Origin of the sequence: Pseudomonas sp. PDM15, from assembly GCF_014851565.1 — a bacterium.
Taxonomy (GTDB): domain Bacteria; phylum Pseudomonadota; class Gammaproteobacteria; order Pseudomonadales; family Pseudomonadaceae; genus Aquipseudomonas.
This window is the reverse complement of the sequence record NZ_JACVAA010000009.1, coordinates 40,995-58,129: the sequence shown is the minus strand read 5'-3', so window position 1 is coordinate 58,129 and position 17,135 is coordinate 40,995. Positions and strand designations below refer to the sequence as shown.

30 protein-coding genes are annotated in these 17,135 nt (G+C 61.0%); 18 read left to right on the top strand and 12 right to left on the bottom strand.

The annotated features are described in order from the left end of the window. Nucleotides 1–3: 3 nt before the first annotated feature. From IB232_RS21670 to IB232_RS21660, 3 genes are all read right to left on the bottom strand, one after another. Nucleotides 4–240, bottom strand: coding sequence for a hypothetical protein (locus tag IB232_RS21670; protein ID WP_192400635.1), 237 nt, complete (start codon nucleotides 238–240; stop codon nucleotides 4–6). A 112-nt stretch (nucleotides 241–352) separates the two neighbouring features. Next, on the bottom strand, nucleotides 353–700 hold the full coding sequence (locus tag IB232_RS21665; protein ID WP_192400634.1) for a hypothetical protein: 348 nt from the start codon (nucleotides 698–700) through the stop codon (nucleotides 353–355). 369 nt (nucleotides 701–1,069) lie between these two features. Beyond that, nucleotides 1,070–1,543, bottom strand: coding sequence for a hypothetical protein (locus tag IB232_RS21660; RefSeq protein WP_192400633.1), 474 nt, complete (start codon nucleotides 1,541–1,543; stop codon nucleotides 1,070–1,072). Nucleotides 1,544–1,657: 114 nt separating this feature from the next. Between IB232_RS21660 and IB232_RS21655 the strand changes: the two genes are divergently transcribed. The 6 genes from IB232_RS21655 to IB232_RS21630 all read left to right on the top strand — a co-directional run bounded on the left by IB232_RS21655 (nucleotide 1,658) and on the right by IB232_RS21630 (nucleotide 5,180). Then, complete coding sequence (locus IB232_RS21655) at nucleotides 1,658–2,416, top strand: hypothetical protein (RefSeq protein ID WP_192400632.1); 759 nt, start codon at nucleotides 1,658–1,660, stop codon at nucleotides 2,414–2,416. Nucleotides 2,417–2,432: 16 nt separating this feature from the next. Continuing rightward, on the top strand, nucleotides 2,433–3,116 hold the full coding sequence (locus tag IB232_RS21650; protein ID WP_192400631.1) for a hypothetical protein: 684 nt from the start codon (nucleotides 2,433–2,435) through the stop codon (nucleotides 3,114–3,116). Between the two features lie 61 nt (nucleotides 3,117–3,177). Continuing rightward, nucleotides 3,178–3,384 (top strand): hypothetical protein, encoded by a 207-nt coding sequence (locus IB232_RS21645; RefSeq protein ID WP_192400630.1) that lies wholly within the window; start codon nucleotides 3,178–3,180, stop codon nucleotides 3,382–3,384. A gap of 4 nt (nucleotides 3,385–3,388) precedes the next feature. Next, entirely contained in the window at nucleotides 3,389–4,147 is a 759-nt protein-coding gene (locus IB232_RS21640; RefSeq protein ID WP_192400629.1) for a GIY-YIG nuclease family protein, read from the top strand. 36 nt (nucleotides 4,148–4,183) lie between these two features. Further along, complete coding sequence (locus tag IB232_RS21635) at nucleotides 4,184–4,618, top strand: hypothetical protein (RefSeq protein WP_045666324.1); 435 nt, start codon at nucleotides 4,184–4,186, stop codon at nucleotides 4,616–4,618. Further along, nucleotides 4,605–5,180, top strand: coding sequence for a hypothetical protein (locus IB232_RS21630; protein ID WP_192400628.1), 576 nt, complete (start codon nucleotides 4,605–4,607; stop codon nucleotides 5,178–5,180). The genes IB232_RS21635 and IB232_RS21630 overlap by 14 nt, the downstream gene beginning before the upstream one ends. 121 nt (nucleotides 5,181–5,301) lie before the next feature. Here IB232_RS21630 and IB232_RS21625 read toward each other — a convergent pair whose 3' ends face one another. After that, complete coding sequence (locus IB232_RS21625) at nucleotides 5,302–6,633, bottom strand: HipA domain-containing protein (protein WP_192400627.1); 1,332 nt, start codon at nucleotides 6,631–6,633, stop codon at nucleotides 5,302–5,304. 235 nt (nucleotides 6,634–6,868) lie between these two features. Here IB232_RS21625 and IB232_RS21620 point away from each other — a divergent pair, with 235 nt between their 5' ends. The 11 genes from IB232_RS21620 (at nucleotide 6,869) to IB232_RS21570 (ending at nucleotide 11,623) form a co-directional block, all read left to right on the top strand. After that, nucleotides 6,869–7,249: a hypothetical protein gene (locus tag IB232_RS21620; RefSeq protein ID WP_192400626.1), complete on the top strand. Its 381-nt coding sequence runs from the start codon at nucleotides 6,869–6,871 to the stop codon at nucleotides 7,247–7,249. Between the two features lie 14 nt (nucleotides 7,250–7,263). After that, entirely contained in the window at nucleotides 7,264–7,548 is a 285-nt protein-coding gene (locus tag IB232_RS21615; protein ID WP_192400625.1) for a hypothetical protein, read from the top strand. Nucleotides 7,549–7,731: 183 nt separating this feature from the next. Next, nucleotides 7,732–7,911 carry a hypothetical protein gene (locus IB232_RS21610; protein WP_192400624.1) on the top strand — a complete coding sequence of 60 codons (180 nt, stop codon included), beginning with the start codon at nucleotides 7,732–7,734 and terminating at the stop codon, nucleotides 7,909–7,911. Nucleotides 7,912–7,924: 13 nt separating this feature from the next. Beyond that, nucleotides 7,925–8,158 carry a hypothetical protein gene (locus IB232_RS21605; RefSeq protein ID WP_192400623.1) on the top strand — a complete coding sequence of 78 codons (234 nt, stop codon included), beginning with the start codon at nucleotides 7,925–7,927 and terminating at the stop codon, nucleotides 8,156–8,158. 10 nt (nucleotides 8,159–8,168) lie between these two features. After that, nucleotides 8,169–8,480 (top strand): hypothetical protein, encoded by a 312-nt coding sequence (locus IB232_RS21600; protein ID WP_192400622.1) that lies wholly within the window; start codon nucleotides 8,169–8,171, stop codon nucleotides 8,478–8,480. A gap of 20 nt (nucleotides 8,481–8,500) precedes the next feature. Then, a complete protein-coding gene (locus IB232_RS21595; RefSeq protein ID WP_192400621.1) occupies nucleotides 8,501–9,121 on the top strand; it encodes a hypothetical protein in 621 nt (206 codons plus the stop codon). Nucleotides 9,122–9,141: 20 nt separating this feature from the next. After that, complete coding sequence (locus IB232_RS21590) at nucleotides 9,142–9,510, top strand: hypothetical protein (protein ID WP_192400620.1); 369 nt, start codon at nucleotides 9,142–9,144, stop codon at nucleotides 9,508–9,510. Further along, nucleotides 9,462–10,616 (top strand): helix-turn-helix domain-containing protein, encoded by a 1,155-nt coding sequence (locus IB232_RS21585; protein WP_318652303.1) that lies wholly within the window; start codon nucleotides 9,462–9,464, stop codon nucleotides 10,614–10,616. The genes IB232_RS21590 and IB232_RS21585 overlap by 49 nt, the downstream gene beginning before the upstream one ends. A 5-nt stretch (nucleotides 10,617–10,621) precedes the next feature. Next, on the top strand, nucleotides 10,622–10,942 hold the full coding sequence (locus IB232_RS21580; RefSeq protein ID WP_192400618.1) for a hypothetical protein: 321 nt from the start codon (nucleotides 10,622–10,624) through the stop codon (nucleotides 10,940–10,942). Then, a complete protein-coding gene (locus IB232_RS21575; protein ID WP_192400617.1) occupies nucleotides 10,939–11,229 on the top strand; it encodes a hypothetical protein in 291 nt (96 codons plus the stop codon). The genes IB232_RS21580 and IB232_RS21575 overlap by 4 nt, the downstream gene beginning before the upstream one ends. Before the next feature lie 61 nt (nucleotides 11,230–11,290). Further along, nucleotides 11,291–11,623, top strand: a complete 333-nt coding sequence (locus IB232_RS21570) for a hypothetical protein (protein WP_192400616.1) — start codon at nucleotides 11,291–11,293, stop codon at nucleotides 11,621–11,623. A gap of 195 nt (nucleotides 11,624–11,818) precedes the next feature. Here IB232_RS21570 and IB232_RS21560 read toward each other — a convergent pair whose 3' ends face one another. The 8 genes from IB232_RS21560 to IB232_RS21525 all read right to left on the bottom strand — a co-directional run bounded on the left by IB232_RS21560 (nucleotide 11,819) and on the right by IB232_RS21525 (nucleotide 16,672). Beyond that, the gene (locus IB232_RS21560; RefSeq protein WP_192400615.1) at nucleotides 11,819–12,736 is read right to left on the bottom strand and encodes an Abi family protein; all 918 of its coding nucleotides are present in this window, start codon (nucleotides 12,734–12,736) and stop codon (nucleotides 11,819–11,821) included. Between the two features lie 165 nt (nucleotides 12,737–12,901). Beyond that, entirely contained in the window at nucleotides 12,902–13,084 is a 183-nt protein-coding gene (locus IB232_RS21555; protein ID WP_192400614.1) for a hypothetical protein, read from the bottom strand. Between the two features lie 250 nt (nucleotides 13,085–13,334). Next, nucleotides 13,335–14,267, bottom strand: coding sequence for a hypothetical protein (locus IB232_RS21550; protein WP_192400613.1), 933 nt, complete (start codon nucleotides 14,265–14,267; stop codon nucleotides 13,335–13,337). A gap of 38 nt (nucleotides 14,268–14,305) precedes the next feature. Further along, nucleotides 14,306–14,566 (bottom strand): hypothetical protein, encoded by a 261-nt coding sequence (locus IB232_RS21545; protein WP_192400612.1) that lies wholly within the window; start codon nucleotides 14,564–14,566, stop codon nucleotides 14,306–14,308. A gap of 21 nt (nucleotides 14,567–14,587) precedes the next feature. Then, nucleotides 14,588–15,274, bottom strand: a complete 687-nt coding sequence (locus IB232_RS21540; protein WP_192400611.1) for a hypothetical protein — start codon at nucleotides 15,272–15,274, stop codon at nucleotides 14,588–14,590. Next, nucleotides 15,271–15,609: a hypothetical protein gene (locus IB232_RS21535; RefSeq protein ID WP_192400610.1), complete on the bottom strand. Its 339-nt coding sequence runs from the start codon at nucleotides 15,607–15,609 to the stop codon at nucleotides 15,271–15,273. The genes IB232_RS21540 and IB232_RS21535 overlap by 4 nt, the downstream gene beginning before the upstream one ends. Before the next feature lie 15 nt (nucleotides 15,610–15,624). Further along, nucleotides 15,625–16,245: a hypothetical protein gene (locus IB232_RS21530; RefSeq protein WP_192400609.1), complete on the bottom strand. Its 621-nt coding sequence runs from the start codon at nucleotides 16,243–16,245 to the stop codon at nucleotides 15,625–15,627. Nucleotides 16,246–16,309: 64 nt separating this feature from the next. After that, nucleotides 16,310–16,672 (bottom strand): DUF4031 domain-containing protein, encoded by a 363-nt coding sequence (locus tag IB232_RS21525; protein WP_192400608.1) that lies wholly within the window; start codon nucleotides 16,670–16,672, stop codon nucleotides 16,310–16,312. Between the two features lie 132 nt (nucleotides 16,673–16,804). Here IB232_RS21525 and IB232_RS21520 point away from each other — a divergent pair, with 132 nt between their 5' ends. After that, nucleotides 16,805–17,131, top strand: a complete 327-nt coding sequence (locus IB232_RS21520) for a hypothetical protein (RefSeq protein ID WP_192400607.1) — start codon at nucleotides 16,805–16,807, stop codon at nucleotides 17,129–17,131. The last annotated feature ends 4 nt before the right edge of the window (nucleotides 17,132–17,135 follow it).

The following is a 17,135-nucleotide window of genomic DNA, read 5'->3' as shown; positions in this document are numbered from 1 at the left end:
TGTTCAGTGAGCCGCTTTCGCGCCAAGTTCTTTGGCCTTCGCGCGAGCTTCATCTGCGATGTACTCGCGGAAGTCCTCGTGCTGTTCGATCATTTCGAGAATGGTCATTTCATCCTCATTGGATGCTCCGGTGACTTCGCCACCGTTTTTCTCTACCAGCGTTCGCACGCCATTGACGATCTCGCGCGTGGCTTCTTGGTCTTCCGGCAGCCGGATAACGTAGGTAACGAATTTGCTCATGGTTCAATTCCAATTCGGTTTCTTTGAACTACTTTAGTTCTGGTTAACAGAACTCGGCAAGGACTGTTGCGGATATCCACAGCGGTTCCGGCCGGTTCCCGTCGGGCGCTAATCAGCGCTGCTGCGCGGACGGAGAAAGCGAGCGTCTAAACTCTTTCCCGCGCTGCTTCAGAAGCGCATCGAAATCCTTCGAGTTGGCATCAATCGGCGGGTTGAGCCCTTTGCCCCAGGCTTGATAGCTCGGGCACGACGTTTCACTGCACTTGGATGCGATCATCTCCAGCAGGTACTGACAGTACAGCTTCTGGTTGTTGTCGGCCCGGGCGGGCTGGGTCGGGTTCTGAACCTCGCTGCAGCGGTACTCAATGAACTTCGTCGTGAGCGCATCGCGCTCGGGAGACGGCTGGTAGGAGCTAGCGATCGCCGGTGCAGATATGGCGATCAACAGGACGGTGATCATTAGGCTTCGAGCCATTGCATGCTCTCCTTCAGGTTGGTAGATCGGCTGCTGTCCAGCCGACAAGTTGTCATGTGGGGCGCCGCCGGCAGCGCTGCAGTACCGCATCTGCAGGTTCGACTGCGAAGCATTCGGCACTGCAGAATTTCGCGATGGTTCCGTCGTCATGGTCGCGGTAGCTGCCGTACCAGATCCACGATGGCCCCCATTCTGCGCAGTAGTGGCAGACGCTGCACCGGTGTAGAAGTGGCTGACCGAGCTCGCGGCGGATCAGATTCTGCTGGAACAATGACTCCGGATCGATCCGAACCTTGGTGATGCCTGCGCGGATCCGTACGACCGTCATCGCAGAAGCCCTCTTGTGTGTGCTCGTTACACCATGCCGGCTCGGTTGGGGTGTTTGCCGGCGGCGCCTGCGAGGAGGTCCTGCTTGTATTGAGTTGAGCCATAAACCGGCGGCAGGCCGCGGGAAATCTTGCGCAGATCCTCCGCGAACTCGGCGTGCTTTGCGGCGGCCGCCATGGCGGTCGAGTAGGCCTGCTCGCCCATCTTTCCTTGCCGGATGTTCTCGGCGTGCGCCAGGTAGCCGCGGCGCAGTTCTTCGTGATACTCGGCCGCGGTGGCGAAGGCTTCGGCGCGAGCGCGCTGCGCGAGATCGCCCGGATTCATCTCCAGAATATCTTCAGCCTTTACGAGCTCGCAGCATTCGCTGCAGCTGCTTTTCAGTTGCGCGATATCGGCTTCGGTAGTGTCGGGCCCAAGAAGGTGGAGGCTCACTTTTCCATCGTTCTCTTCGGTGAGCATCAGGGCGGTCGGGGTGGGCATTCTGAGGTGCGTCGAGGTCATCGTTCTCTCCAGGCAAAGACGCGTCCTTTCGCTTTTAGGCGGTCGGCGCTATTCTGTTCAAGAATATACCTCATGTTGTGGTATTACAATTTTGAAAGAATATAGGTGGTCGGCATGACGCAATCGTTTCGGTGGTCCCGCGGCAGCGAAGTATCGCCAGATCAGTGGAGAGCTTTCTGCCTGGCTGTATCGGTGATGCTCTCCCGAAGTGCTTCCATTCCCCTTGGTGATGAGCATGGCCACTTGGTCGAGGCTGACGCCGCCTTTCTGCGTCTGCCCCCTCTTGGGGCCGGCGCCGATGCGTTTGACGCCCTGCCCGTCGCAGTTCGGATCAACGGTGTCGATTCCGAGTCGGACACCCCGTTCGCGCTGCAGCGGGATAGCCATGAAGGAGCATTTTCAACCGAGCATGCTCATGGCCACCTGGTGTACGGAGCACTTCTGTTAGCCGCGAGTACCCTGAATGGCTTCAAGCTGCAGGTTGAATGCACGGAGCAGGAAGGCGGTTACGGGATGGCCCTTGCCCAGGCGGCGCTGGTGGAAGTGTTCCCGAACCTGCCGCCGGCGAGCGTCGTGAGTTTCTTCGCCTCTTTCCCCGGCGCCGAGGAAGCGCAAGCGATGGCCGGACGAGCCGCTGGGTATGGAAAGCTGATCGCTCGCGTCGACGAGTTGATTGCCTCCGCGGATGGCAAGGAGCCCGCTGGCCGATTTGAAGTGGTGACGCTGCGCACCGCGCGTGCCGTCCGCCATCGGCTGCAGATCGGCGTTGATCACAAGTTCGATGCCGAATACTCGTTGCACAGCTTGGAAGGCTTCTTCAACCAGTCGAAATTTCTCGAACCCGCGCCCCAGTGGGCCGAACTGAATCCGTAATGTCGAGGGCGGCCCAATGAGAGCTATCAAGGTTTTCGAGCTGTACCACCTGGATGTATCCCTGTGGCGCGACGTGCCTCTCTCCAGCGCTACGGCTCAGGAGTTTCTGGCCTTCTATCAGGCGGCGAAAGATGCTGGGAAGCTGACGCATGTCGCCTCAATCCGCGCGGCCGGCCTGTCTGACGTTTTCCGCCTGAGCAACACGGTCGAGATGCCCTGGTACGAAGCGGCTGACATCGTGATGCACGTCGCAGGTGGAGCTCGTTCCACGTCTGTTGGCGACCTGGTTGTTACCGGTGGCGTGGCTCACCGTGTCGCCAGTCTCGGGTTCGAGCCGGTGGAAGGCCTTGTCATCGGTGAGCCGGGCCCGCGCAGCGGCTTTGCGCTTGTGCATGCTACCGATGGTGTGTTCCTGGGCACGGCAATGGGGTTGGCCTTCTGGAGCAGCCTCGATCCTGTCGGGCAGGAGGCGGCCGTGTTGTTCCCGTCCGAACAAGAGGCTGCAGAGTTTGTGTCGACCTGGACGCTGGGCGGCATGACCGAGCAGCAAAAAGCCTCCTTCCTGGGTGCGCTGCGCGTGCATGAAGTCGAGGCAGATACCTTCAATGGTACGGCCGCGTCGATCGCGGCTTGTGCCAAGGCAGGGCTACCGGCTTGGGATCCGTCTGTCGAGGAAGATCTCGCGCCGACGTTGCACTGATAAGGATTGACCGGGTAGGCACAAGTGCCTATCTTGTTTCGAAAGCGATGAGGATACGAGCATGAGATCACCTGAGCAGTCGCGCCGGCGTGAGGTTCGCGTGACTTTCGAGAGCGGTAAGACGCTGGAGACCGCGATCAACGGCACCGAGGAAGAGATCGTCCGCTACTACAAGGACAATTCCTTCAATGTCGGCGTGGCTGGCAACGACGACATGCAGGCGGTCACGTCCGTCGAGTTTACCGATGCGCAGCCGGGCGTGAATTGATCCCATGCCTGACTTCTACTATCAGATCAAAGGCCGCAGGCCGCCTGAGTTCGAGGGGGATTCTCCCTGGGCCTGGCCCCCGGTGTTCAGTGGGCTCGTTTCGGCAGCTGATCGCAAGGCTGCCAAAGCGATGATTGACGAGGAGTACGGCCGGACGTTCCCGCTTCGAGTTCTTCGGGCTGACGTTGAGCAGCATGAGTACCTTCTCCACATCCAGGAAGTGGACCCCAGCAACGACTACATCCTTCGGCGGTTTCGCGATTCGGTATGCAAGGAGTGCGGTAGCACCTTCAGGCTGATCGACAAGTACAACGACCACCACGCCGATCACAAGGGTCCTGATTACTGCTCGCAGCGGTGTGCTGTGGATGGAAAGGCCCGTGAGGTTCAGGAGTTCCGGCTGACCCACGAAGGGAAGTTGCCTGCGGTGATCTACCAGATTCGGCAGCGGTCGACTGGGCGAGTGTACGTGGGGCAAACAACCCAGCCGTTTACGCTGCGGTGGTGGCAGCACATGACGAACCAGACAGGCTGCAAATTCCATGAGGCGATGCGGTCGTCTCCGGTGACCGACTGGGAGTATTCGGTGCTTGAGGTGATTGAGTTTCCGAAGGGTTGCTCGACAGCCGATTACCTCACGGACCGCGAGAGCTACTGGATCGCGAAGCAGAACTCTATTGAAGCCGGCTTCAATACTGCCCGGCCCAGCGCCGTAGATCGCTACTCGGTGCAGGACGATGCCTGTATCGAGGCTGTGGCTTGAGTACAATCCGGGCCTGAAATCCCCAAGGAACTGAATATGCCAACCCTCAAATCAACCCTGATCACCGGTTCCAAGCCTGAGGCCGGCACTTTGCTGCGCGTCCAGGAGCAGATGGGCCTGCGTCCCGGGCAGTCCATGCAGTTCATGGTCTACCAGGTCGAGTTCGACCGGAAGAAATACTACTGCTGCTGGTCTGGCGGTGAGATGAAGGGCGGTGAGCCGCACATGACGGTGGTCGGTCAGGCCGCGATGGAGGCGCTCGCCAACCTGCCGCTCGGCAGCAACGACGCACTGATCATCCAGGAGCTGAAGCTGGGACCCACGCCGCTGCGGAACAAGATCAAGGCCACGCTCAAGCGGGCGCCGGCGAACTCGAAGATCTGCTTCCTGGGTGATATGCAGGGTGAGCTAGATGGTCACATGCATGTCGCCTTCAATATCCAGCCCGGAACGCTCGATGTTGCACACTAGCTCTCTGCAGCTGACCCTCGCCTACGTGGTGGCCGCCGCCGGCCTGCAGGAGGTGGTCTTTGCCATTTCCTCTGGCCAGGCACGGGAGCTGTTCTCGGAGGCGGCCGGCGTTGGATTGGAGGCTGTCACCAGCTGTGTGCGCGCCCCATGGGCTGACCAGTACGCAGCGGATCGGAGAGTCCCGGCGAGAGTTCGTGTTGCGCACGGTCTCCCGGTGGCCTGCGCCTGCTGCGGCGCCGCGGCGAATGATGGTCCCGACGCGTGCTTCGATGAGTACCAGGCGTACTGCTCCCAAGAATGCCTGATCAAGCACGATGAACAGATCCAGCAGCGTGAGGTGGCCCTGCTGGAGGCGCGTGAGGTGGCCCTGGCCCTTTGGCCGGAGGCGAGGGTGGTCAAGGTCGAGGAGTTGGGTGGCCGATACAGGGTGCACTTCATGTATGGTAGCCCTGAACGCCATGCATTTTGGTTCGCCGACGACGATCAGGTTCAGGTGGCCCCCGTCGACATCGAGGCATGGGCGGACTTCAATCGGCGCATGAGGTTGTCCCGCCAGATCTGACCGGGGTGGCCCTGCTCACGTATATTTTTTGTGTTATGTCTAGTTGCCTGGCTGCGCCAGGCCATGGAGCGCGCCGCTACGCGGCAAGCAGGGTTTGCCCCATCCCATGGCCAAGGTTGCCTCACCCCAAGGTGACTGCGTTGCTCCCAACCTGCTGATCAAGTTCCGCTGGATCAAAGCCCGGGTTTACCCCCACCTCTGCCAGGTTTTCCAATGTCCGATCGCATTGCTGACAGACCAGCTGGCGGACGAGTTTCACCTTGTCCCATTCGCCTTCGGCCATCCAGGCCTTTTCCATGGATTCGCGCAAATCGTCGCTTTCGGCCAACTCGCGCAGCTGCAGGGCGAGGCCGGCGAGCATGCGCAGTGCCCGGGGTGGACTTACCCCCATGTCGGTGGCTAGTGCTTCCCAGTCTGCCGGGGTGATCTTTTCCGGGTCGTGGTTGCCGCCTACGGCGAATGCCAGGTGACGATCATGGGTGAAGGGTAGGGTGCACATCAGGTCATAGGCCGGGGCGAGCGCCCAGGTGCCGCCGGCGTCCTGGATCACCGAGAGGTTCTTGGCGTGGCCATCGCAGTTGCCGGTGAGGACGTTGAACATTTGCCACTGGAGCAGCTGCTCGACCTGCTGATCCGGATGGTGGGTGATCCCGCGCAGGAGCGCCGCGCAAGCGGCGAGGGAAGGGCCTGAGTTGGCCTCGCGCTTCTGGGCGGAGGACAGACCCAGCGCTTGGCAGAGGTCCTCCTGATGCAGGCGCTGCAGGTTGCCGGCCTCGTCGTACTGACGGTCGTAGCGGCGCACCAGGAGGTAAAGACCCTGATCGGTGCGGCCGACCTGCGTCCATGCCGCGGGGACGCTGGCGGCACGCGCCAGGTGCGTCAGGTAGAGCTCGTTGATGATCAGCGAACCCCAGGGGGCGAACTTCAGCAGGTGCGATGAGGCCTGGCTGCCGGTGGGCAGGTAGAGTCTGCCGTTCTGCGCGAGCGCGGGGATCTTGTCCTGGTTGCCGGGGAGCGTCAGGCGAGTGTCGCTGAGGTTGTCGGCGCCGTAGAGCGCGTAGCGCTCTTTTCCACTCGCCCATAGCCTGAGGGCTTCGAGGTCGATCTGCCGGCGGCCTGCAGGTTCTTCCGGGGCTATCCCGTCCGGTATGAGGCGCACGGCGCCCGGGCAATCCCCGGCCAGGGTGGCTAGAAGGTCAAAGTCGGTGTCGGGGAGACCCAGACGTGTGGCCAGGGCCTGGCGGGCACCCTCCTCAGGCAGCAGGTTGGCAAACCAGTTATGGGCCCGCAGATCCCAGTGGTCGAAGGATTTCGCGGCCAGCGGCAGGCTGTTCGAGATGGCCAGCCCAGGAACGGGATCGGCGTAGGTGAAGGCCATGGTTCGCTTGTCACTGGTCAGCAGCAGTTCGCCTACTCGATGCGCGCCGCGCCAGACCTGCAGATGTTCGGCCATGATGATCCCGCTCCTTTCAATTTGATCCATGAAGAGTAGGTGAGACAATCCCGGAGATGAAGAGTTGGCCGCTGATGTGATCGTCGCGGCCGGCAGAGTGCTCACCAATTGGTGGACGAATCCTCGGTTCTGTCCACCAATGCCCCTGTGCAGGGGGATGGCTGCTTGACATATAGGCACAAGTGCCTAATTATGGGCTCAAGACTACCTGCGGCTTCACCCAAGGAAGACAGTCATGCCTCGCACAATCGAAAGCATCGTCGAGAACCACCGTGTTGCAGCTGCGCGTCGTGCCGCGGGCCAGCCTGTGTGGGATCGGAAAATCGACATCAAGGCGATTTTGCGCGAAGACCAAGCAAACACCTCGAATGAGCACGCTGCGCTGGTTGCCAACCGCATTGGTGCGTTGATCCGTAGCAAGGTGCCGGCGAGCTGGTTGGATTGGGACTCGTCCGATTTGGATGAAGATCTGACCAACATCGTGGAGGGCATGGAGACACTGAAGCCCGACAGCTATGTGGGCGAAGTGGAGATTACCCCGTTGAAAGACCTGAACGGCATGCTGGACCAGCTCTACGACTGGGCTGATGGCAAGCGTGTTTGGCTCGGCCATTGATGAAAGGAACCAAGATGAAACTTTTCGGAGTACAGCTTCGCCAGCCTGGGCTTTCAGACCTCCCATTGGTGGGATTTATTCTCGCTTTCGCAGCTGCCTTGGTCGGTTTTTCCATGCTCGTCCTGGGATGGGATATCGGGCGAGCAAGCGCGATCATATACGGCTTTACAGCGGCAGCCATTGCAAGCGCTTGCGGTGTCGATTTCCGGGCGCACGGCCTCCGTGGCTTGCTGGTGGTCATCGTGATTATGGTCTCCCTGGTGGTATCCACCGTGGGACTTCATCTCTTGTTCAATTAGGAAATCTCGGTGTATCTACTCCAGCGCATTGTAGGGCGCAAAGCCTACGGAGCTTTCCGCCGCGGTCTCTGCTGTCGCTTGGGTTTCCACGGGCCGAAGGTCGGCCCGGACGGCTCGGCTGCGAACGTATGCAGTTGGGGCTGTGGTTTGGTTTACAACCCGAACATGTGGCAGGACTACGTTGTGACACTCAAGGATGGCGAGAGCTATGAAGTCCGAGCTACCAACGAATTTCATGCCGGCTCGGTCGTGGCGTATGGCCTGCAAAACGGTGGCCAGGCGAAGCTCGATGGTCGCACCGGAAGGCCGTTGGAAGGCGTCAAGGTGCATCGCGAAAACATAGCCAGCATCAGGCTCAAATAGTTCAAGGAAGCCAATGAAGAACGTCATTTTTGCCCTTGTCACGCTGACCCTCCCGGCTGGCTGCGAGGCACGCAATGAAACAGGCCCCAATTTAGGAATGGTTGCTGGTTTGGCTCTCTTGGCCTCTGTCACTGCTGGATTACTCGGCTATCCGATGGTAGGGCTGGGTCTGGCCGCTCTTGGCATCGTTTCCGGCGTAGCTCTCGGGTTGTCCAAGCGCAACAAGCACCAGGCACAGCCGAAATAGGAAATTACTGATGACCCCCGAAAAGGCCCTGTCGGAATCTAAACGAATGGCAATAGAGAACCTTCCCGAATTGGCGAAGGAGCTTATTGCCCATCAACAGGGAGCACCTCTTGATAAGCTCTTTGTGCTTCCGGAGCTTGTGAGTATCTGTGCCGTCTTCAGTGGTGATGAAAATCCATTGCATGCTGCTGCTGACGTAATAACTCAGGCCTCTCTGGCCCACGTCGCTGGTGCAAAGCCAAGTGGCTATACGCAGACCTTTGAGCAGATGGCTTTTGGACTTTCAAAAGCAGCGCGGATCGTTACTTCGACCCAAAATTGAATAGTTCGAGGACAACATCCATGAAACAAGATCAACAGAAACTGCAGGTGAGGGAAAACGCGAATGATGCCGCTGCCCGTTCTGCAGCGGCACTGGCTTCCGAGCCCTGGGTGTTCTGGGCCCTGATGGGGCGGTGGGGCTTCATTGCGGCCGCTGTTCTGTACTGGGTTGGGGTGATCAGTGTCAGCCCTCTGGATTTCGCCGAGTGGCTCTGGAGTTTGGCGTCCGGTACTCGTGTCGCTGAGGTAGAGCCATCCCAGTTCCTTTCCGGCCCGCTGACGTTTATTCACCGATTCGTGGGTGGCGTGAGTTGGGCGGCTCTGGTGCTTCCGTGGGTGGGTTATGTCCGCTATCGCGTCGGCATCATCGAGGCCGGCTCGAAAGAGGCATACCACCAGCGTCGCCGCGAGGAGGCGGAGCGCGCTGCGCAGCCTGCGCCGGTCGGTGTCCTGGTTGGGATGAGCATTGCCAAGGGTGGCTTCTTCTCTTCGAGTGAGACCTTGGTGGAGACCTCTGAGGGCTTCTTCCGAGTGTCAGGGCTGGTGGGCACCGTCAAAAAGGGCGAGCCCGTATTCAAACAGTGCGGCCAGCTGCTGATCGGCGACGAGGGTGCCCAGCGGCGCTACACCGTAATCAGCTGATACACAGGAGGTTCGCCAGTATGGCCACCCAACTGATCCACAATGCCTTCGCCAAGGCGGGTGTCCCGCTTTGGGTCACCCCGTACGATGCCCGCGTGGCCCTTCGGATGCGGAACTACCATTCCTCGGTCGCTGATGAGCTGGCCGAGTGGATGGCCAGGCGGTTGAGCATGAGCTTCGCTGCGGGCTACCTGGGGCGTAAGCCGTTGCCGATTCGTGGCGAGGATGTCACTCGCCAGCTGGCGAAGATGGGCTATTGCGAGCAGAACGCGGCCGAGATCGCCGGGATGATGTGTGAAAGCCACCCGCTCCTTCATCAGAAGGGTTGTGATCGCCGGTCATGCGACTCCGGTTACGCGCTGCCGCTCTCCGAGATGGCTGGCGGTTGATGCCTGAGTTGTCAGTCCAATATCCAGACCTGCCGTGGGAGCTCCGCTGGCGATTGATCAAGGCCGCGGTGAACTCTGTAGGCGAGAGCATGGCCAGTATCGGCGATCGCCATGGCGTGAGTGGGGTCGCGGCGGTGAAGGGCAAGCGTTACCCGGCCGCCCAGGAAGCGCTGGCCAGCACTCTTGGGGTGTCTGCTGCAGCGCTGTTCCCTGAGCGGTATGCGGTCACCTGGTCTGATCAGTATCAGCGCGAGGTCGAGAAGGTGCTTCCTGGCCTCGCACAGCACACCGGCGCCGAGCTGCCCAGCGTGACCAAGGTGAAGGAGTTGCACTCCCACTTGAGGAGCATTCCGGTGGAACTGGATCAGCTTCCTGACACTGCAAAAAGCCGGCTGGCCTGGATCAGAAACCAGCTGAAGGCGAGAGGATTCAGCATCACCGAGGTGGCCCGCCACCTCGGTGTGAGCCGGGCAGCGATCAACAACCTGGTGGTTGTCGCTTATGCCGACGTGCAGGCGTTCATCGCTGAGTGCCTGGGGGTGAAACCCCAACAGCTGTGGCCTGACCGATATGATGCTGATGGTTCGCCGTTGCCGACTGGTCGAGCGGTGAAGTCCGCGCCGTACCGTGACGTACCGTCCTCTGTGCTGGATCTGCGAGAAGGCCTCTGGCTGCCGGTCGAGTCGATCGTTGGGCTGCCCGGGCTTTCAGCATCGGTCGACGGCATCACGGGGGCCGCGAGACGACACGGGTGGCAGATTCGCGATCGCTCGGGTGTGTTGGAGATCGCATTCGGTTCTCTGCCGGTGGAGGCGCGCCATCACCTGGTTGGCAAAGTTGATGCCGGCGGCCGTGCGCCAGTTGGCCGGCGCGTGCGCAAGCGGTTCAAGCGAGCCTCTTTCGAACTCGACCGGCTCACCGATGGCGAGCGGAAGGTCCTGGGCGTTGAAGCTGGTGACGGCATGTCGACGGTCACCATCACCAGCGTGGGCGTAGACAGCGGCAAAATTGAGGCCTGGCAGCAGGCTGCACTCGGCCCGGATGAGTTGCGCCAGGTCGCGGCAGCTTTCCTTGAGGCTGCCCAAGTCTGTGAGATTGGAGGGTGATGGAGATGAAGCCAGCAGACGCGCAGCTGCTTGGATTGGTCAACGCCGTCCGGGAGTTCACCGGGGAAGGCATGATGTCTGTCAAAAAGGCGCTCGCCGCTACCGGTAATGACCCTCTTCTCGCCTGTGGCTATCTGAAGTACAGCGGCTGCCTGATCAATCTGAATGGTGGCGACCGTGAGGCGTGGACACTGAGAAATGCTGAGGGGTATGCGAAGCTGCTGGCTCTCGCTGAGGATGGCCGGATCGTATGGCGCGCAGCGCCTGAGTCCGCGCCTGCCGACGCCTCAGTCAACCAAACTGATTTAGAAGGGCCTGGTCAATGATGACTCAACTGGAAGCCGCCATCGTGAACGCTGCTCAAGGCCTTCTGGCCGATGAGGTGCGGTTCTACCTCCTGCTCAAGGATAGGGCTGACACGGAAGAAGATCAGCGGGACTACGACCGGGCTCGCGGTGGACTAACAGCTCTGCTTGCCCTGGCCCATCAGGCCGACAGCGGACTGTCTGCAGCTGCTGTCGAGGCGTTGCACGATATCGAAGCGAAGGAGATTGCCGCAACGAATGAAGCGCGCGAGGCGCTGGGCACGAGCCCGCTTCGCGTCGGGGATTGAGGGTGTTGCACGCTGTAGTGCAACAGGATGCAACATCAAGCTCATGAGATAGGTGTCCAGCATGACTGAAGCCACGACGAAGCCCTTCACGAAAGAAGACATGCTCTGGGAGTTGTATTCCACCATCAAGGATCTGGCTCGGCAGAATTCGACCGAGTTCCGCGGGCGCTACTTCGGTGAGTGCCGCGGGATTCTCCGCACGCTCTACCTGCTTGGCATGGTCGATGAGGTTGAGCACGCAGAACTCAAGGTCAAGATCGATACAGCTCACCAGCAGGCGATCGCACAATGCGAAGCTGCTGGCGAGTCGCTGGATCCTGTCGTGGCCCAGAAAGAGGCTTTTCGGAGCCAACTCAACGTCGACCAGCTGGTCAGCCAAAGGGAAGGGGGCTGACATGGCGTTGATCGAGATCGCCCTGGACGAACGAGTTCGCCCGGAAGGTGAAGCTTGCCGACATCGAGGACAACCTCAACGTGCTGCGCCTGGTCGAGCTGAGTGAACAGGATCTGCGGCGCGTTCAGAAGTACCACAAGGCCTGGCATTACCTGCAGGTGGCGTGAGCCCCGGTAGCCGCGCCTGGTTGCGCGGCTAGTTCCAGAAGGGCCTGGTCTCCCAGCCTGGGACCAGCCCGAGAATGGCTGGGGTCATCCCGGCCTTCGCCAGTGTTGCCGTCGGCAACGTGGCCATTAGCCCCTTGAACTTGTCCTTCCAGTCCGCCGTCGGGTCAACGACCCGCAGCAGGGCCTGCACGGCTACTGCCCGGGCAAACACGCGCCCCCGGTCGGCGTGAGCCGGAAACTCCTGCTTGATCGCCTTCGCGAAGACCGGCGTGTCCGAGGTAATTGAGGTGTTCCACAGCCGGCCGTGGTGGGCGCTCAGGTTGCGCAGCAGCGTCAGGCTCTTCAGCCAGGAGCAGACGACCGATTCGTCGTAGCCAAAGCAGGCGGCGATGCTCTTGCGATGATCCAGGTGCAGGCCGGCCAGTAGCCGGGACAACTGGCCGATGCTCATGGCCTCCAGCACCGCCCAGATTGGTGGAAAGGGCGGGCTGTTGTAGGTGTCGTAGTAGTGCCGGATTGGCGCGTTTTTGATCCTCAGTCCGAGGACGTTCTTCAGAAAGTCGCGGTGCTCATCGAGCCCCTGGAAGTGGATCGCGTCGAGGTAGAAGTGCGGGCCGCAGCTGCGGTCGTTGGCCAGGGTGTTGGCGATCGCCGCGCGGAAGGCGACCTCAATACGGTCGATCGCGTCGAGGCAGACGAGTCGCAGGCGGCGGTCGAAGTCGTAGAGGGCCAGGATGTCGTCGAATCGCACGCCTGGGTGAAACTGCTTGGCAGCGTCCTGAAGAGGGCGCATGTAGATCAGCAGGCGGAAATAGCCGATGAATTCCAGGGCCTTGATGGCCTTGTCGCGTTGGCCGCGGGTGTTGAGGCCTTTCGTTCGGAGGTGACGCAGCAGGGCGTGAGGGGTTTTCGCAGGCTTGGAGTAAAGCGTGGGGGCATGGGGCATGCCGAAGCTTCCTGCTGGCAGTAGAAAAAACTAACCCCCTGGTGCGCAGTACGGGACGAGTCCCGCCCGAGGCGTGGGGGTTATTCTTGAGACCGAGTATTGCTCAAATTTGAGCATGACGCAAGGTGAAGTACGGTTATCTGGCGTGATGTGGCGTGAACTGCGTCAGTGGGCCTGTGGCGGCGCATAGCGCCACACGAGAGCAGCAATGGGCACATAGAGGCCAATCAGAGCGAAGAATGCGGCCTCGTGCACTGCTGCGGAGGGCACATAGGGCGTGATCACGGTAACGGCTGTGAAAGCCAGCCCGAGCCAGCTGAACAGCTTGAATGCGGCGCGCTTGGACATGATAGACCTTTCGGATGCGGTGATGCGTCGAATATAGCGGCCTGGGCGGCCGGTTCAATGGCGACGAAAGATCTTGTAGCCGGCGCCAGTTCCGGCGCCGCGCGGCGCCGTCTACTGCGGCGCGGCCCTGGCCGTTCGTCGGGAAGCTCCACTGAAGCTCTCGGCGCCGGCCGCCGGCGCCGTGGACTTGGACAGCCACCCAGAAAAAAGCCGGCTTACGCCGGCGTTTTCCTGCACTGGAGGGCTGTGGTCAGAGTTCGCCGCTGAAAAGTGCGGTGCTGGCCGGCGCCGGCTCGGCGCCTTCCACCACGTCCAGGGCCTGCAGGTCGACCAGCAGCGCCCGGCGCGGAGTATTCGGATTGTCGGGGTTGGTGTTGTCCTGGGTCGCGGTGATCAGGCCGTAGAGCCATATGCCATGGTCGTTGGCCAGGAACGCGTCTTGCAGGCGGCGGGCGGTAGCTTCGTCTTCGACCTTCAGGAAGTTGGCCGTCGGCCCGTTTTCAAAGCCGAGGCTGTAGATCCGGTTGTCCGAGAAGGTTATGTAGGCCTTCTCCGGCGGCATTTTGCTGTAGGCGTCCCAGCCAACGGTCGCCTTGCGCTTGGCGTTCTCCAGCTCCGGCCGGAACAGGCGGTTCTGGATCTCGAAGCCTTTGCGCTCGAAGTCGTAGGGCTGGAATTCCATTTCCTGCGCGGTGAAAAACATCTTCACGTAGCGGTTCTCGGGCGCGGCGAGGATCTGCTGCTCGATGAAGGGCTTGATGCCATTCAGTGCATCGTTCTTGTTGAACGGGTTACCAGCGTTCTCGGCCTCTTCCAGCTGCTTGAGCAGCGGCTGGAGGTCGGGTTCGGCCTGCTCGATGTTGATCGACTTGGCGATGAACTCAATGCTGTCCATCTGCTCGGCCTGCTTGTTGTACATGAAGGCCAGCTGGTTGCCGGTGGTGATCTCCAGGTACTGGTCGAAGCTCGGCGCCGGCCCGGGGGCGCCCAGGCGGAACTTCGAATCGGCATTCACTTCGCGCGGGTTCTCCGCGACGGCCGGCTCGGCAACCTTGGTTGCCGCCGGCGCTGCCGCTTGAGCCTTGGCCTGCGGTGCTGGTGACTTGTCGTCGCCGCATGCAGAGAGGAGCAGGGCAGTACAGAGCAGGGCGCCGATCGCGCGGCGCGGGTGGTGGTGGATCATCTGGGAGTCCTGTTGTTGGTCAAGAGGGGTGTTATTGGTCAGAGCCAGCCGTATTGCGGTTCGATCTCGGTGCCTTCGTGGTCGGTGAGCGAGATTCCTGTGAGCAGGCCCTCGCCGCCGGCGATGTGCTGGCAAGCCTGAGCGATCGCGGCGTCGTTGTCCGCGGCTGCGATTTCTACCTCGCGCTCGACGTGATCTTCCGTGAGGAAACTCAGTAGATAGGGGCGATCAGCCTGGGCGGTGCTGGCCAGCGGCAAAGGTTTCGCAACGCTGCGCTCTGGGTGAGGTTGTCGAATCATCGGTGTAAGTTCCTTGGCGTTTCAGCGAGGCGCTGCGGCGGCATCCGCCGACGGTATGCAATGGAACAGCTCAATAGTACCTACCGTGGCCGTTTTGCAATTCGTGCGGATCAGCTCGGTGACTGCGTTGCGATATTCGTCCTGATAGCCGAAGCGGATGCCGATGAGCGGCAGCACCGAGACGACAGCGAAGACAATCAGGCCGGACATCTGCAGGTTGTGAATGGTGGCCGCCGCAACCTCGCTGGGCGCCGCCGCGTTGAACGCGGCGAGCAGCGCTGCAGAGTCCTGGGAGATGGTCGAGACGATCAACCAGAAGGAGGTGAGGGGGACCGCCACGAGGAACACGGCGAGAAGGTTGAGCGAGACCTTCAGTAGGTTCTTTCCTTGAGTGATCGCAACAGTCGGATCCTGAAAGGCGCGTTGCTGGATGGATGCAAGCTCCTGGTCTCGCATATGGCCGACCGGCACGCCGTTGAGTTGCACTTCCCAGGTCTGGGTAGCGTCTGCGTTGATGCGCTTTTCGTAGCCGGCATCGATACGGCCGCGCATGTAGCTGATGGCCACACCGAATACGGCCGACATCAGCAGAGCGTGCACGGCACCGTAGCCGTTGTTCAGTGTGCCGAAGAGGAGAGTGAACAGCAGGGCGGCGGCGGCGGCCATCCCGATGTTGATCATGAGCTTCTGGATCGCTGCCTTGGTCATGCTTGTGCCTGCTCTTCGGTGTTTGGGTTTGTTGATTGGGGGGCGAGGGTGTACCCACCCTCTTGGAGACGCCGGTGGAGCATCTCTTGGGAGCCGCCCCAGAACCCGGTGTCCTTGCTCCACTTCACGCGGTGCGAGTAAACGGTGCGGCGCACGGAGATGCCCGGCGCGCCGCCGTCGTACTGGGGATTGCCCGGGAGCATGACGCGCTCGATGCGCAGCGCGTCAATGGGGCCCATCTTGCGCCAGACCTGGCCGACGGCCAGCGGGTGCGGCTCGAACTCGGCGACGTGTTCCCAGCCGCCTGGCAGATCATCGGGTAGTCGGTCGCTCATGGCGTGCTCCTGGTGTCAGTCGTGCTTGATGCGTTCGACGGCCGAGAGTTGGAGGATCAGTGCAAACTGCTGGCCTTCATGCTCCCAGGCGCGAACGGTGTAGTCGCCGGCGGCCAGTTCCTTGCTGCTGGACACCTGGACGGTGCCGACCTTGCCTGCGGCGGTTTTGAGGTTGTGGAGGAAGAGCACCGAAGTGGCAAAGCGATCGCCCGTGTTGCTTGCCTTCAACTCTGGGGTGAGGCGCAACAGCTGGCCGGTCGTCTCGGCTTGTTGCCGGCCGCGCAGACCGCCGGGGATCTGCTCAGGCACGGTGCGGACGTTGGTGTCCATGTCCTGGTACATCGCCGGAACGCCGTCAGTGGTGTCCAGGGCTTGCTGGGCGATGATGGTGTAGCCGTCGGCGCCGGCGAGCGCTGTGGGGGCTTCGCGCAACGGAGTGCCGTTCTTGATGTCCAGCTGCTCTGCGTCGACGTGATGCTTGAGCTCCACCAGCAGGCCACGGTACTGCAGCAGGTACTTCGAATTCAGGTGGGGGTTGATGCTCGGCGGGAGTTGTTCGGTGGCAGTGGCCGGACCAGCAGCCACGACCAGCGAGGCGCACAGGATGGCGCAAAGCGAAGAGAGGGACTTTTTCAAGGGAAGCTCCATGTTTTCGGGTTGAGTCTCAATAATATAACGCGAAAGGCGCCAGCGCTCATATTCAACTCGCTGCATTTTCTTCTTTCTCGCTGACCTTGATCGCGTAGCGGTATTCGAGGCGCCACTCAATGGCGTCGTCAGGGCTGCCCAGCGAGCCGGTCACCTGTCGGCGCCGTACCATCGACGCGACCTGTTGAGCGGTGATTTCCAGGGCGCCGCGCTTCACTGCAAGCGCGCGCTTGGTCAGCGCGATGTCGAAGTGCGATTTGTAGGTGCCCTGGTACTGGTGATACCTCAGCTGCACGCCAATGGCTGCCGCCATTGCGCGCAATTCGTCCTCGGCGTCGGCGATCATGTGGCACATGACGTAGGTGCGGTTGCCGACTTTCAGTGAGGCTCGCATATCGTCGACATAGACAGCCATTGGTCTACCTCTTGGCATGACAGGCCGGCGCCACAAAGCTGCCGGTCTGTGTTTATTTGTGAGTCTCAGTAATATAGCATTGCGTGCATATCAAGACGATTTGCTAAAGGTGCGGCCTTTAGGAAGGACAGCATGCAATTCCAAACCACTGAACAATTCAGCCAGGTCGCTGCAGAGCTACTGCGGCATCACTACCTCGCTCAACTGGCCGGCACCTACCTGGCCAACCCTGACGCCCAGCTGGCGTGCATTCATCAAGGCATTGAGCCATTCGAAGCGGTCAACGCCGTGGCCCGAGAGTACGGGCTGCCGCGCATGGAGATCGGGCTGTTTGGGCTGTCGCTGGCTTCGCCCGATCGACCTCTGGTCGAGGACGACCAGCTGAACGCCTGCGAGCGGCTCGGTCTGTTCGAGCTGCTACAGGATTTCGCCCCTTATGCAGAGCGCGCTTCGGCGTAGGAGG

What these genes read in the sequence shown, in the direction of transcription:
- IB232_RS21600 (WP_192400622.1), top strand. Translation starts at nt 8,169, where the DNA reads ATGACCCCCGAAAAGGCCCTGTCGGAATCTAAACGAATGGCAATAGAG.
- IB232_RS21670 (WP_192400635.1), bottom strand. Translation starts at nt 240, where the DNA reads ATGAGCAAATTCGTTACCTACGTTATCCGGCTGCCGGAAGACCAAGAA.
- IB232_RS21520 (WP_192400607.1), top strand. Translation starts at nt 16,805, where the DNA reads ATGCAATTCCAAACCACTGAACAATTCAGCCAGGTCGCTGCAGAGCTA.
- IB232_RS21525 (WP_192400608.1), bottom strand. Translation starts at nt 16,672, where the DNA reads ATGGCTGTCTATGTCGACGATATGCGAGCCTCACTGAAAGTCGGCAAC.
- IB232_RS21555 (WP_192400614.1), bottom strand. Translation starts at nt 13,084, where the DNA reads ATGTCCAAGCGCGCCGCATTCAAGCTGTTCAGCTGGCTCGGGCTGGCT.
- IB232_RS21575 (WP_192400617.1), top strand. Translation starts at nt 10,939, where the DNA reads ATGATGACTCAACTGGAAGCCGCCATCGTGAACGCTGCTCAAGGCCTT.
- IB232_RS21545 (WP_192400612.1), bottom strand. Translation starts at nt 14,566, where the DNA reads ATGATTCGACAACCTCACCCAGAGCGCAGCGTTGCGAAACCTTTGCCG.
- IB232_RS21585 (WP_318652303.1), top strand. Translation starts at nt 9,462, where the DNA reads ATGCGACTCCGGTTACGCGCTGCCGCTCTCCGAGATGGCTGGCGGTTG.
- IB232_RS21635 (WP_045666324.1), top strand. Translation starts at nt 4,184, where the DNA reads ATGCCAACCCTCAAATCAACCCTGATCACCGGTTCCAAGCCTGAGGCC.
- IB232_RS21650 (WP_192400631.1), top strand. Translation starts at nt 2,433, where the DNA reads ATGAGAGCTATCAAGGTTTTCGAGCTGTACCACCTGGATGTATCCCTG.
- IB232_RS21580 (WP_192400618.1), top strand. Translation starts at nt 10,622, where the DNA reads ATGAAGCCAGCAGACGCGCAGCTGCTTGGATTGGTCAACGCCGTCCGG.
- IB232_RS21590 (WP_192400620.1), top strand. Translation starts at nt 9,142, where the DNA reads ATGGCCACCCAACTGATCCACAATGCCTTCGCCAAGGCGGGTGTCCCG.
- IB232_RS21665 (WP_192400634.1), bottom strand. Translation starts at nt 700, where the DNA reads ATGATCACCGTCCTGTTGATCGCCATATCTGCACCGGCGATCGCTAGC.
- IB232_RS21570 (WP_192400616.1), top strand. Translation starts at nt 11,291, where the DNA reads ATGACTGAAGCCACGACGAAGCCCTTCACGAAAGAAGACATGCTCTGG.
- IB232_RS21655 (WP_192400632.1), top strand. Translation starts at nt 1,658, where the DNA reads ATGACGCAATCGTTTCGGTGGTCCCGCGGCAGCGAAGTATCGCCAGAT.
- IB232_RS21595 (WP_192400621.1), top strand. Translation starts at nt 8,501, where the DNA reads ATGAAACAAGATCAACAGAAACTGCAGGTGAGGGAAAACGCGAATGAT.
- IB232_RS21605 (WP_192400623.1), top strand. Translation starts at nt 7,925, where the DNA reads ATGAAGAACGTCATTTTTGCCCTTGTCACGCTGACCCTCCCGGCTGGC.
- IB232_RS21550 (WP_192400613.1), bottom strand. Translation starts at nt 14,267, where the DNA reads ATGATCCACCACCACCCGCGCCGCGCGATCGGCGCCCTGCTCTGTACT.
- IB232_RS21615 (WP_192400625.1), top strand. Translation starts at nt 7,264, where the DNA reads ATGAAACTTTTCGGAGTACAGCTTCGCCAGCCTGGGCTTTCAGACCTC.
- IB232_RS21560 (WP_192400615.1), bottom strand. Translation starts at nt 12,736, where the DNA reads ATGCCCCATGCCCCCACGCTTTACTCCAAGCCTGCGAAAACCCCTCAC.
- IB232_RS21625 (WP_192400627.1), bottom strand. Translation starts at nt 6,633, where the DNA reads ATGGCCGAACATCTGCAGGTCTGGCGCGGCGCGCATCGAGTAGGCGAA.
- IB232_RS21535 (WP_192400610.1), bottom strand. Translation starts at nt 15,609, where the DNA reads ATGAGCGACCGACTACCCGATGATCTGCCAGGCGGCTGGGAACACGTC.
- IB232_RS21640 (WP_192400629.1), top strand. Translation starts at nt 3,389, where the DNA reads ATGCCTGACTTCTACTATCAGATCAAAGGCCGCAGGCCGCCTGAGTTC.
- IB232_RS21645 (WP_192400630.1), top strand. Translation starts at nt 3,178, where the DNA reads ATGAGATCACCTGAGCAGTCGCGCCGGCGTGAGGTTCGCGTGACTTTC.
- IB232_RS21620 (WP_192400626.1), top strand. Translation starts at nt 6,869, where the DNA reads ATGCCTCGCACAATCGAAAGCATCGTCGAGAACCACCGTGTTGCAGCT.
- IB232_RS21660 (WP_192400633.1), bottom strand. Translation starts at nt 1,543, where the DNA reads ATGACCTCGACGCACCTCAGAATGCCCACCCCGACCGCCCTGATGCTC.
- IB232_RS21540 (WP_192400611.1), bottom strand. Translation starts at nt 15,274, where the DNA reads ATGACCAAGGCAGCGATCCAGAAGCTCATGATCAACATCGGGATGGCC.
- IB232_RS21630 (WP_192400628.1), top strand. Translation starts at nt 4,605, where the DNA reads ATGTTGCACACTAGCTCTCTGCAGCTGACCCTCGCCTACGTGGTGGCC.